Raw genomic sequence first — 12,587 nt, 5'->3', positions numbered from 1 at the left:
ATAGTTTGATTTCTTTCCGTTGCATTGATCCCTGGTCCTTCAGAAGAAGGCCCATCCTGCAAGCCTTTGAGCGCAACTCAATGGCAATTCCTGGTATCAATTCAACTACAACGTAATTAATTCATGTTCCCTTTCTGACCTACAGCCGCATGATAGGTATTCTTCAGCAATGCTGCGATGGTCATTGGGCCTACGCCCCCCGGAACCGGTGTGATAAAGCTACATTTCTCTGCTACCGCATTGAAATCCACATCACCTACCAGTCTGAAACCGGATTTTTTGGAAGCATCTTCAATTCGGTTGATCCCTACATCCACGATCACGGCACCTTCTTTCACCATATCGGCAGTCACGAAGTTCGGACGACCGATGGCTGCTACGATGATATCTGCCTGCAGGCAAAGTTCTTTCAGGTTAGGTGTGTGAGAGTGTGTAAGGGTAACGGTGCAGTTGCCGGGATAGCTGTTTCTGCTCAGCAGGATGCTGACAGGTGTACCTACGATGTGACTACGGCCAATCACTACAGCATGCTTGCCTTTGGTTGGCACATTGTAGTGTTCCAGCATCAGCATGATACCATAAGGAGTAGCAGGGATGAAGGTAGGCAGGCCGCTGACCATTTTACCAACATTTACCGGGTGGAATCCGTCTACGTCCTTGCTTGGATCGATGGTATTGATTACAACTTCTTCGTTGATATGTTTGGGAAGTGGTAATTGTACAAGAATACCGTCAATATCTGCATTTTCATTCAGCAGGGTGATATTGTCCAGCAGATGTTTTTCGGAGATTTTTTCATCGAAACGAAGCAGGGTAGAGTTGTAACCAATCTCTGCGCAAGATTTAACTTTTGAAGCAACGTATGTTTCGCTGGCAGGGTTGTTGCCTACCAGGATGGCAGCCAGGTGAGGAACTTTTTGACCTAAAGCCTTCAGTTCAGTTACCTTTTCTGCCAGTTGGGCTTTGATAGCCGCTGATACAAGTTTACCGTCTAAAATTTGCATGCGCAAAGGTAGGCTTAATTAGGAAGATTTACTAAAGATTAAATTAGATGGGAGAACCATTTTTGCTTTAAAAGCCAGCCACCGGCCCAATGAATCATATGACCAAAAGCAAAAACGCTTCGGCCTGCTGGCCGAAGCGTTTGATATATATACGAATAGTTTAATCCCGATGTTAGTTCCTCCCAAGTTCCGCAAAACAAGTGCCCCGCCTTCAAAATTTCAAATTTAGGTCACTTGTTTTGCTCTAAACAGAACTTGATAAATAATAGTGGAAATTTTAAAGGCAGGCTAAGAGGCGTAATATAATTAAATTTTCGGAGATGCGGATAATATTTCCGGATCGGCCTGCGCCCCGTATTTTTTAAAGTTTTGAACAAATCTGTTGGCGAGGTCCGCTGCCTGCTTATCAAAAGCTGCTTTGTCAGCCCAGGTATTACGTGGATCCAGTATCTCTGCAGGTACTCCCGGACAATCTTCCGGAATACCAAAACCAAAGAGCGGGAAATCTTTATACGCAATCCTGTCCAACTCACCTTTCAGTGCTGCTGTGACCATCGCCCGGGTGTATTTCAGCGAAATACGCTGACCTGTACCATAAGGACCTCCCGTCCAGCCAGTGTTAATCAGCCATACAGCCACTTCCTGTTGTTTCAGTTTCTGCCCCAGCAATTGTGCATATTGCACAGGATGCAATGGCAGGAATGGTGCCCCAAAGCAGGTGCTGAATGTGGTGGTCGGCTCTGTGACCCCGGTCTCTGTACCCGCTACCCTGGCTGTATAGCCGGATATAAACTGGTACATGGCCTGTGCTGGTGTTAGCCTTGAAATAGGAGGCAATACCCCGAATGCATCGCAGGTAAGAAAGAAGATATTGGAAGGGATATTTCCTACTGAAGGAATCACCGCATTGTCAATATAATCCAGTGGATATGAAACCCGCGTATTTTCTGTGATGCACTTATTGGCAAAATCTACATTATTCGTGCCTTCATGGCACGAGACATTCTCCAGCAGGGCTCCTTCGCGGATTGCCCTGAATATCTGCGGCTCCTTTTCTTCAGTCAGGTCTATACATTTTGCATAACACCCCCCTTCAAAATTGAAGATATGGTCAGCGGACCATCCATGCTCATCATCCCCTATCAGCTTGCGTGCAGGGTCTGCACTGAGCGTGGTTTTCCCGGTACCACTCAATCCGAAGAAGATCGCAGTATCGCCATGCTCATCCTGGTTGGCTGAGCAATGCATCGGCAATACACCGTGCATTTGTGGCAGTATATAATTGAGTATTGTGAAAACTCCTTTCTTAATTTCTCCGGTATATGCGGTACCTCCAATCAAAACCACTTTACGTTCAAAACTGATCGCTGCAAAATTTTCCTGGCGGGTACCGTCAGTAGCAGGATCTGCAAGGAATCCAGGTGCCTGGATCACAGTCCATTCTGCATGCATGTCTTCCAGTTCTTCTGCACCCGGGCGCAGGAACATATTATAGGCAAAGAGATTTGCCCATGGCGTTTCTGTCACCACCTGGATCCCAATGCGGTATGCAGGATCAGCGCAGGCTACGCAGTCACGTACCCAGATTTCTTTTCCCTTAAAGTATGCGGTAATTTTTGTGTACAGGCGATCGAAATGATCAGCTGACATCGGAATGTTAAAGTCATTCCAGTTCACTGTTGCAGTAGTAAGCGCATCCTTTACGATGAACTTATCTTTTGGAGAGCGGCCGGTGAATTTCCCGGTATTTACGGACAATGCTCCGTTGGCTGTGAGGGCTCCCTGTTTCCGTGCCAGTGTGTGCGACACCAGCACGGCAGGTGCTGTCTGGTAATAGATAGCTGCTGTTTGCACTATTCCTATAGCTGATAGGATGGCAACAGGGCTCCTTACGCTGCTGACTTGCATAGTAAGATTGTTTTGGTGTGTTTAAAGCAAAGCTGCGCCTTTTTTTGAAATTATCAAATTAATAGCCCCCTGTTAACATAAATTTAGAAAAAATAGTTGCTAAATGGATATTCAATTAGATAAATTCTAAAATGGCCGGGACTGTTTTATCGGAAACGGTAAGGAATTATGGGCCTTAAATACGCTTATCCTCTTTCATTATACACGCATATTCACCTCTTCAGGGTTACTTCCTAAAATTTCAGTAGGTTTGACGCGTGTTTTAATCAATAGGATCAATTATGAAAAATTTGCCACTGGATTCACAGATTTTTATCAAAAATCGCCAGCGCTTTATTGCGGAGATGCAACCCAATTCCATTGCCATCATTAACTCAAATGATGAATTGCCCAGCAATGGAGACGCTTTATATCGATTCGAGCAAAACCATGACCTGTACTGGCTGACGGGTGTTGAGCAGGAAGACACAATGCTCATTTTATACCCTGATAATCCGGATCCTAAGTACAGGGAAGTACTGGTATTGGTACGTCCAAATGAGTTGAAAGAGAAATGGGATGGCCATCGACTGCGCAAAGACGAGGCTCTGGCCGTATCGGGTATCAGTACCGTTATCTGGCTGGATGTGTTGGATGGATTGTTACAACCATGGATTCACGAAGCCACCAATATCTATTTAAATTCAAACGAAAATAACCGTAAATCCAGCCGCATTGCTGTAAGAGATTACCGCTATGCAGAAGAGATGCGTGCCCGTTATCCTCTGCACAATTACCTGAGAGCAGCAATCATCTTCAAGAAACTGCGTGCAGTGAAGACACCTGAAGAAATCAAGGTAATGCAAACCGCGATGGATATTACAGAAAAGGCTTTCCGTCGTTTGCTGCAATTTATCCGCCCCGGAGTTGGTGAACACCAGATCCAGGCAGAGATCGTACACGAATTCCTCTCTAACCGTTCTGACGGTGAAGGATATACTTCTATCATTGCCAGCGGTGACCGTGCCCGCACCCTGCACTACATAGCCAATAACCAGGAGTGTAAAGATGGTGAACTGGTATTGATGGATTTCGGGGCTGTGTATGGTGGTTACAATGCTGATATGACCCGTACCGTGCCTGTGAATGGTAAGTTCACACCACGTCAGCGTGAAGTATATGATGCCTGTCTGCACCTGCATAACTATGCTAAATCCATCCTGAAACCAGGACTGACCATTGCTAAGTATCATGAAATGATGGGAGAGGAAGCAGGTAAAGTCTTCGTAAAAATAAATCTCCTGAAAGAAGAAGATATTAAGAACCAGGATCCTGAATCACCGGCGTACCGCAAATATCTGTACCATGGCATCAGCCATCACCTGGGTGTAGGCGTACATGATTTAGGTCCGTCTTTCTGGCAGCCAATTCCTGATGGTGCCGTATTGACAATTGAACCTGGTATCTACATTGAAGAAGAAAAAATGGGTGTGAGGATCGAGAATAACGTGTGGATCACTTCAAAAGGTAACATCGACCTGATGAAGAATATTCCAATCACAGCAGATGAAATTGAAGCTTTAATGAAAAAATAAGGTAATGTGTACGCTATTGCGTAATATTAGCGTTAGATTTACCAAAAAATAACAGCATCGGGCTTGTCTCAAAAGTGAATTTACCATTTGAAAGATCAGATTTTTGCATCTGATCCTTCAGGTGACTTTCGGGACAAGCTCATGGACTATCACAATGAAACAACTTCCTAACATCCTTACACTTGGTAATTTGTTTTGTGGTGCGCTGGCAATCATTTACATCCTGCATGCACCACAATACATCGCTGAATTCAATGGACACGACTATGCCGTTACGAATCCTGAGCCTATCTACTGGGCATCTGCACTGGTAGTGATAGCAGCGATATTCGATTTTCTGGATGGGATGGCGGCACGCCTGTTAAAACTGGGTTCTCCATTTGGAAGGGAGCTGGATTCGCTGGCCGATATGGTGACGTTTGGCGTAGTACCGGGTATGATCTTCTTCCGCTTGTTGCGTAGTGCTTATATGCAGATGCCGGATGTATTTGATGTATCTTATATCAACCTGGCGCCAGCCTTGCTGGTACCTTGTTTTGCGGCATTCCGCCTGGCTAAATTCAACCTGGACACCCGTCAGTCAGAGAATTTCATTGGTGTACCTACCCCGGCCGTAGGCCTACTGGTAGCATCTTTCCCCTTGATCATGCTGTATAATCCTTATAACCTGGCGCATTACCTGCAGAATATTTGGGTGCTGTATACCATGATCGCGATACTGTGTTACCTGATGGTTGCAGAGATGCCGATGCTGAGTATGAAATTCAAGAATTTCAATCCGGCACAGAACTGGCCCAGATTCTTAATCGTGATATTAGCGATATTAGCTATACCAGTATTAAAGTTTGCCACAGTGCCTTTTATATTTGTGGTATATGTAGTCCTGTCAGCAGCGGCACGCCCTGCTGCAATAGCTAAATAAATAAGATATGTTATTAAAAAAAGGTTTTTACCACCGGTAAAAGCCTTTTTTTTCGCCTTTTACAAAGCGATCCGGGGCCTTCTTTAAACAATGCCAGCTTGTTTTTTGCGATTTATGTGTTAGGTTTGCGTCAAAATTTCAGCAATAATGACCTTTACTGCACATATCAACGTAATGCCACTGAAAGAATTACTGGATCCTCAGGGAAAAGCGGTAATGAGTGGTTTAAAGAACCTCGGCATTACCCAGATCAATGATGTAAGAATCGGAAAACATATTACCCTGCAGATAGAAGCTGCTACAAAAGAAGAAGCACAGTCACTGGCAGAGAACGCTTGTCAGAAACTGCTGGCTAACCAGGTAATGGAATCTTTTGAAGTAACTATTCAATAAATAATTAATAAGGCTGAATTCATGCCACTAAATTTATTTTAGTAGCCAGATCCGGCCTTACGTGTTTTAATCAGGAAAGATGCACGGCCGGTGGATGTTGCCGGTACGACATGCGCCATTCGATCTTTATGAAGCTTTATCTCGTTCCTTCTCCGATAGGCAATCTTGCCGATATTACTTACCGCGCTGTAAAAGTACTGGAAGAGGCAGACCTGGTGCTGGCGGAAGACACCCGCACATCTGGTGTGCTGTTAAAGCATTACAACATCAACAAACCGATCACTCCTTATCATCAGCACAATGAGCACAAAGTATTGCAGCACCTGTTACAACAGTTACAGGGCGGCAAAACAATGGCCCTGATCACCGATGCCGGTACGCCCGGTGTATCTGATCCTGGCTTTCTGCTGGTAAGAGAATGTGTACGTGCCGGTGTACCTGTAGAATGCCTGCCGGGAGCTACGGCCTTTGTGCCGGCCTTGGTCAACAGCGGCATCCCTATGACCAGGTTCTCATTTGAAGGCTTCCTGCCACTGAAGAAAGGCCGCCATACACTGTTTACGCAACTGTCAACTGACGAACGTACCCTGGTATTTTATGAATCTCCACATCGCCTTGTAAAAACACTCGAAGACATGATCGGCTATTTCGGTGCTGACAGACCATGTTGCGTAAGCCGCGAGCTGACCAAGATGTTCGAGGAAAACAAGCGGGGAACCTTGCAGGAAGTCCATGATTACTACAAGGAGAAAGGAGTGAAAGGGGAAATCGTATTGATCCTGCAGGGAGCCGCTGGAAAGAAAAAATCGCAGGAAGAAGAAGAATAACTCAGTATCTTCACTAAGGCAGGAGATTTGCAGTATCTCCACCGCGTAAACGTAATACGTAACAATTAAGCCGAAAACATTAAGCGGCCTACAACGCAGCCTCACCTGGGCTAAGTACCGCATTTGTCATATAACAAAATAGTATTAGGAAATGAAGCACATGTCAGTAGTTAAAGGCCTGATGGTGTGCCTGTTGGCAGTAGGTGTCGTTCCTGCGCAGGCACAGCCTGACCGTTGGCAGCAACGGGTAAAATATGTTATGGATGTGAATGTAGATGCAACCACTAACCGTTTTACAGGTAAACAGAAACTGGAATATACCAACAACTCACCGGATACATTGTACAAGGTGTTCTATCATCTTTACTGGAATGCGTTTCAGCCAGGCAGCATGATGGATGTACGCAGCCGTGAACTGGGTAAGATCGTAATAGGCCGTGATTCAAAAGGGAATGAAAGAAGGGATTGGGATTATCGTGTAGCAGATAAGATCTCTAAGTTCACACCTGAGCAAACAGGCTACCAGCACGTACTTTCACTGAAGCGTGATGGCGTGCCCCAGTCATTCAATATGCTGGAAACCATCCTGGAAGTGCCGCTGAAAAAGCCGATCCTTCCACATAGCACCACTACCTTCGAAATGGAATTCGAAGCACAGGTACCCGTGCAAACCCGCCGTAGTGGCCGTAATAACTCAGAAGGGGTAGACTATTCCATGGCACAGTGGTATCCTAAAATGTGTGAATACGATTACGAAGGCTGGCATGCTACCCCTTACATCGCCCGTGAATTCTATGGTGTATGGGGTGATTATGATGTGAAGATTGCGATGGATAAAAAGTTCGTGATCGCAGCAACCGGTTATCTCCAGAATCCTAACCAGATTGGTTATGGATATGAAATGATGGGTACCAAAGTTATTCGTCCGGCAGGAGAGAAGCTGAACTGGCATTTCATTGCCAACAATGTACATGATTTTGTATGGGCAGCAGATCCTGACTACAAGCACATCACCCAACAGGTAGATGGCTTCGTGGCACACTTCTTCTACATTGAAAATGACATTACAAAGGATACCTGGCCTGCATTTGCAAAAATGATCCCGCGGGCATATGAGTATATCAAAGCACATTATGGCCCTTATCCTTACAAGAGCTTTAGCTTTATCCAGGGTGGCGATGGTGGAATGGAATATCCAATGGCTACCCTGATCATGGGCAATGGTAAACTGGAAGGTTTGTATGGATTAGGTGTGCATGAATGGATGCATAGCTGGTACCAGGGAATGCTGGGTACAAATGAAAGCCTGTATCCATGGATGGATGAAGGTTTCACCACATTTGCAGAGAATAATGTATTGTATCATACACTGGATTCTACCAGGGAAGCCTTTGCACAGGAAAGTTCTTACAATGGCTATTTCAATCTTGTAAAAAGCGGTTATGAAGAGCCCATGAGCACACATGCGGATCATTTTAAAACGAACTATGGCTATACACAAACAGCGTACAATAAAGGTGCGGTATTCCTGGAGCAGTTAGGTTATGTAATTGGAACTGAAAACAGGGATAAAGGATTGCTCCGTTATTATGCTGACTGGCGTTTCAAACATCCGAATCCAAATGATTTCATTCGTGAAATGGAGAAGGAAAGTGGGATTGCGCTGGATTGGTACAAGCAGTATTTGCTGTATTCAGTAAAGCATATTGATTATGGAATTGATACTGTATACACAAATGATAATAACAAAACAGTGATTCGTTTGCGCAGGATAGATGACTTCCCGATGCCGGTTGATTTGTTGGTAACAACAAAGGCGGGTAAGCAAACAATGCACTATGTGCCGCTGTCACTGATGTATGGTAGCAAGCCCAATGAGAATGGGAATATCATGCGTACCGTGCATGAGGCGTGGAGATGGACAAGTCCTACATATGATGTGGTGATTGATACGCCATTGAATGAATTGGGGGAAATTGTAATTGATCCGGGTCTTCGCATGGCTGATATCAACCGTAGCAACAATATACTCAAATTTTAAGAACCGCCCGCAGGGCAAAACTGCTCAATAAAAGGGGGCTGTCTCACCACTTCGGGACAGCCCCCTTTTATTCGGGTTCATGATGGAGCAAATTTTTTTAAGCGATTTTCAGGGCCTTCATTTTACTTTCAGGACAACCCCGTTTTTGTTATTTTTTTATCGCCGCTTTCAATTCTTCTATCTCCTTCTGCTGCGCTATCAAATGCAAGGTCAACTCTTCTACCTTTTGCAACAATATCTTATTCATTTCTCCCAGATCCTGCCCGTCTTTCTCCACCTTTTCCGCATCCGGCACATCCGGCAAATGCCTGTGCTCCTTAATAAACGCTTCGACCTCTTTCAATGAAGGTAACTGATACTCCGGTGCAAACACAAAATCTGCCCATCCTGTCGCTGTTACTTTCACTTTCTTTGATGTCACCGTTCCATTTACAGACAGTTCAGATTGTGGATTAGTCGTACCAATTCCCACATTTCCATTAAACCCAACGGTTAAACGTGGTAAGCCCTGAGTGAAGAATTTTATACCCATATAGCCGCTCTGGTACATTGTAAAACCACCTACCAGATCAGGGTCTTTTACCCATTGCATACCATAATGCAGTTGTGATATTCCTGAATAGGTAAACTTGTCATTCATAGAAATCCCGAAGGAATATCCACTTCCACCTATCGCAAGATTACCATCCACCTGCAATCTCGCAGTAGGATTAGAGCCACCCCCTATTTCTACATTACCTACGTTATTGATCATCATCACAGGCAAAGGTGCATTGCCGGTTGCAAATACAATGTGTCCACCTGAAAGTCCTGCCTGCAGCACCAGGTTATTAGCAGCGGTAAACGGATAGGAACCACCGGTATAGCTTCTGTAAATAGTAGGTTCGGTAGCATCGGTACCCGTGTTGAAGGCATTCAGCGTACCTAAAAATTTAATTCTGCCACCTACGTTTAATGCATTTGCTGTGACGCCGGATACTACCTTTGTACCAACCCAGATGTTTTGATCAGTGGAGTTGCCATCTAGTGACTGGGTAACGCTTTGCAGGGTTTGGGTTTGGGTTTGGGCATGGGTAACAGACGCAAAGCCCACGCAGAATAGGAATAAGGATAAATGTTTCATGTTTTTCTTTAGATTAACAACCTAATATTAAGCAAAAAGGATGTACTAACGCACATCCCTTTTAATGATTATCATCCGTATCGTAATCGCTAATCTAAAATCTCACAATTGAACCCCTGTTGTTTCACAAACCTGATCATTTCATCCTCCTCCACACTCATATTCACAATCCTCAATACCTTATCACAATCCTCCAGGTCCACATGACACTGACCTACTTCATAATTATTCCGGATCGCATGGAGTATATTTGTTCTCTCTTCCGGTGTTGCTATATTAGTTTTGAAAATTCCAATCATAGCATTAAAAGTTATTGATGGTTGAATGGCAAAGGAGAGCATGGCTGGTTTATATATTGGTTCCTGAATCCGGTTTTGTTTCTTCTGCTTTAGGCTGATGTGCATCGATATCATCATACCAACGGCTAAAGCGGTTATTTGGACGGCACCAGTTCTTCAATCCTTCTTTCATTTTCTCTCTTTCTTCCGGTGACATATTCGCATAGCGTTCTTTCAGCTTTTCATCCCAGGCCCTCCTGTTTCTTCCGAAACCCCGGCCAGGTCCACCATGCCATCCAAACAGCATCTTACCCAACAGGCAAAGGCCTAAACCCTGCCAGAAAGTGATCACGGGGCCATGAAATAATTCAGGTACCAGGCAATTCCACAGCTCACGAATACCGAAGCCCAGGGCGGTAATAAAAACCGCACCCATGACAATGAATTTTAAAATATGTAAAGCCTTTGGCTTTCTTCCTCTCTTAAACATATAATGTGTTTTACAATTCTTCATACAATTGTGCCAGCCGTTCGCGAAGATGCAGTACAGCGTAGCGTTTTCTCGACAATAGGGTATTCACAGGGATGCCGGTTTCTGCAGACAGTTCCTTGAAGGATTTCCCTTCCAGTTCATGTTGAATAAATGCATAGCGCTGTTCTTCCGGCAGCTCGTCTATGGCTTCCATAATGGCTTCTGCTAAAACTTTGCGTGTAAGTGGTGCGTCGCTTTTTGCGTCCTGATCGGCTATCAGTTCGGATAGGAACAAAGTCTCTTCTCCATCTATTTCCTGTGTATGATCGCTGAAGGTAGTCTCCCGTTTCTTGCGGAACCAGTCGGTAATTTTATTGCGGGTTACAGTGAATAACCAGGCGGTAATAGAATCGATCTGACTACCCAGCCGGGAATATTCCGTAAACTGATACAAAACGTCCTGTAAAATATCTTCTGCATCCGCCACATTATTCACCCTTTTACGGATGAAATGGAGTAGACGTTGCCGCTCCTTACGCACCGTTTCCTGTATGCGCTCATTTTGTTCAGCAGCCATAGCTAGAGGCGTTTTTGTTAGGAGCAAATCTTTCATCTTAGTATTGGAGACGAAGGAAAATGCAGGATATTTTAAAGTTCAGGAAAGTTTTTTTGAATTTAACCTATAAATAATGAAAATCAATAATTTAAGAGAGGAATTATTTTACTTATTTACCACGACTACATATTTCTCCCTGAAAAACTCCTCAGGGAATAACTGGTAAACAGGGGTCAGGCGAGGTCTGAGGCCGCTTTCCTGTACCTCCAGTGCCAGGTCTCCGCCTTTCAGGCAGATGAGGCCGGGTTGCTGCAGGTGAGCGGGGGCTTTTTTCAGTAATGGTTTTCCCCAGCGCCAGAGGTCTTTGAGGGGGGCTACGGCACGGGATACGATCACATCAAACTTTCTATCTTTAATATCTTCGGCCCTGGAGTGAGCGGTGCTGACATTCTTTAATTCAAGTGCTTCGGCTACACCCTGTACTACTTTGATCTTTTTACCGATCGCATCTACCAGGTGGAACTTCACTTCCGGGAAAAAGATGGCCAGCGGAATACCGGGGAATCCGCCACCGGTACCGAGGTCGATTACTTCGTAACCATCCGGGAACTCAGCTACGGCAGCAACGGCCAGGGAGTGGAGGACGTGCTTTTCATATAAGGCATCGATGTCTTTACGGGAAATGACGTTGATTTTCTCGTTCCATTCTTTATAGAGTTCGAACAGTGCGGAGAATTGGTCGACCTGGGTGGGGGTGAAGTCCCCAAAGTATTTTTGAATGATGTCCATATGTGGGTGCAAAGGTAGGATGCTATTCTGAAATTGTATAAAAAACGGTGTCTATAAAAAATAAAACACCTTTGTTGGAGATAACGTTTTCATCGTGGATATCCTCTAAAAGAATGCCGAGTGCGCTATTCTTATAATCGTTTCGCTTAATGTTTTCAAAACCGTTAAACGCAAGCAGTTGCTTTACGTCATTTAAATCAACCTGATCATCAGCTATGATAAACGGTTGTTGCATAACGGCTTTTAAAATGCCATCAGATTCGGTAAATCCAAGGAAAATGTAAGCTGTATTGGGGAACAGGAGGTTGTGGATGGAAACACTATTAAAAAATTCGAGCCAGGTAGCATAATAAATAGCGTCATTCACTTTTAAGACATTTAAACTGTCTTTGCCAAAATAAACTTCTGCTTCTCCACCTCTGGTCAGGTAAAGGTCTTTATCCAGCAGACCGCTCACCCATAGATTATTGCTGGCAGCATATTGATTTAGATGTTCGGCCTGCTCTTTTTTGATGATTGCGTTACGTTCGAAATCTCTTTTAACTGTTTTACTTGTGCTAAAGCCTGCGCATAAGTAATTTCGGACTGCTGTGCAATGATCGTTTTCCCCTTCAAGGATAGCTCCTCTAACGATATGTTCAAGTTTTGTACGGGTATCATTACTAAACATTTATGCAAAATTACTAAAAATATCCGGCCT

13 protein-coding genes are annotated in these 12,587 nt (G+C 44.4%); 5 read left to right on the top strand and 8 right to left on the bottom strand.

Translation table 11 applies throughout. The features are described from left to right. Positions 1-116: 116 nt before the first annotated feature. Both folD and pckA read right to left on the bottom strand, forming a co-directional pair. A complete protein-coding gene (folD, locus tag U0033_RS15020; protein ID WP_072362719.1) occupies positions 117-1,004 on the bottom strand; it encodes a bifunctional methylenetetrahydrofolate dehydrogenase/methenyltetrahydrofolate cyclohydrolase FolD in 888 nt (295 codons plus the stop codon). Between the two features lie 306 nt (positions 1,005-1,310). Next, positions 1,311-2,912: a phosphoenolpyruvate carboxykinase (ATP) gene (pckA, locus tag U0033_RS15015; RefSeq protein WP_072362718.1), complete on the bottom strand. Its 1,602-nt coding sequence runs from the start codon at positions 2,910-2,912 to the stop codon at positions 1,311-1,313. 281 nt (positions 2,913-3,193) lie between these two features. Between pckA and U0033_RS15010 the strand changes: the two genes are divergently transcribed. The 5 genes from U0033_RS15010 (at position 3,194) to U0033_RS14990 (ending at position 8,669) form a co-directional block, all read left to right on the top strand. Next, on the top strand, positions 3,194-4,486 hold the full coding sequence (locus tag U0033_RS15010; RefSeq protein WP_072362717.1) for an aminopeptidase P N-terminal domain-containing protein: 1,293 nt from the start codon (positions 3,194-3,196) through the stop codon (positions 4,484-4,486). 154 nt (positions 4,487-4,640) lie between these two features. Beyond that, positions 4,641-5,408 (top strand): CDP-alcohol phosphatidyltransferase family protein, encoded by a 768-nt coding sequence (locus tag U0033_RS15005; RefSeq protein ID WP_072362744.1) that lies wholly within the window; start codon positions 4,641-4,643, stop codon positions 5,406-5,408. Positions 5,409-5,555: 147 nt separating this feature from the next. Continuing rightward, positions 5,556-5,801 carry a phosphoribosylformylglycinamidine synthase subunit PurS gene (gene purS / locus U0033_RS15000; protein WP_072362716.1) on the top strand — a complete coding sequence of 82 codons (246 nt, stop codon included), beginning with the start codon at positions 5,556-5,558 and terminating at the stop codon, positions 5,799-5,801. Positions 5,802-5,929: 128 nt separating this feature from the next. Beyond that, on the top strand, positions 5,930-6,628 hold the full coding sequence (gene rsmI / locus U0033_RS14995; RefSeq protein ID WP_072362715.1) for a 16S rRNA (cytidine(1402)-2'-O)-methyltransferase: 699 nt from the start codon (positions 5,930-5,932) through the stop codon (positions 6,626-6,628). 160 nt (positions 6,629-6,788) lie between these two features. Next, a complete protein-coding gene (locus tag U0033_RS14990; protein ID WP_072362714.1) occupies positions 6,789-8,669 on the top strand; it encodes a M1 family metallopeptidase in 1,881 nt (626 codons plus the stop codon). Positions 8,670-8,817: 148 nt separating this feature from the next. Here the strand turns inward: U0033_RS14990 and U0033_RS14985 are convergent, their stop codons facing one another. The 6 genes from U0033_RS14985 to U0033_RS14960 form a co-directional block, all read right to left on the bottom strand. Next, complete coding sequence (locus U0033_RS14985) at positions 8,818-9,792, bottom strand: hypothetical protein (protein ID WP_072362713.1); 975 nt, start codon at positions 9,790-9,792, stop codon at positions 8,818-8,820. An 89-nt stretch (positions 9,793-9,881) separates the two neighbouring features. After that, positions 9,882-10,091, bottom strand: a complete 210-nt coding sequence (locus U0033_RS14980) for a hypothetical protein (protein WP_072362712.1) — start codon at positions 10,089-10,091, stop codon at positions 9,882-9,884. A gap of 49 nt (positions 10,092-10,140) precedes the next feature. Further along, positions 10,141-10,506, bottom strand: coding sequence for a hypothetical protein (locus U0033_RS14975; protein WP_326980871.1), 366 nt, complete (start codon positions 10,504-10,506; stop codon positions 10,141-10,143). Positions 10,507-10,570: 64 nt separating this feature from the next. Beyond that, entirely contained in the window at positions 10,571-11,119 is a 549-nt protein-coding gene (locus tag U0033_RS14970) for an RNA polymerase sigma factor (protein WP_072362710.1), read from the bottom strand. A 144-nt stretch (positions 11,120-11,263) separates the two neighbouring features. Then, entirely contained in the window at positions 11,264-11,887 is a 624-nt protein-coding gene (rsmG, locus tag U0033_RS14965) for a 16S rRNA (guanine(527)-N(7))-methyltransferase RsmG (RefSeq protein ID WP_072362709.1), read from the bottom strand. A 22-nt stretch (positions 11,888-11,909) separates the two neighbouring features. Further along, positions 11,910-12,557 (bottom strand): putative polyvalent protein kinase domain-containing protein, encoded by a 648-nt coding sequence (locus U0033_RS14960; RefSeq protein WP_072362708.1) that lies wholly within the window; start codon positions 12,555-12,557, stop codon positions 11,910-11,912. Between the last annotated feature and the right edge of the window lie 30 nt (positions 12,558-12,587).

It is taken from the genome of Chitinophaga sancti (assembly GCF_034424315.1).
Classification (GTDB): domain Bacteria; phylum Bacteroidota; class Bacteroidia; order Chitinophagales; family Chitinophagaceae; genus Chitinophaga; species Chitinophaga sancti.
Note: the sequence above shows the minus strand (reverse complement) of the source record. Positions and strands in the feature narration are given on the sequence as shown.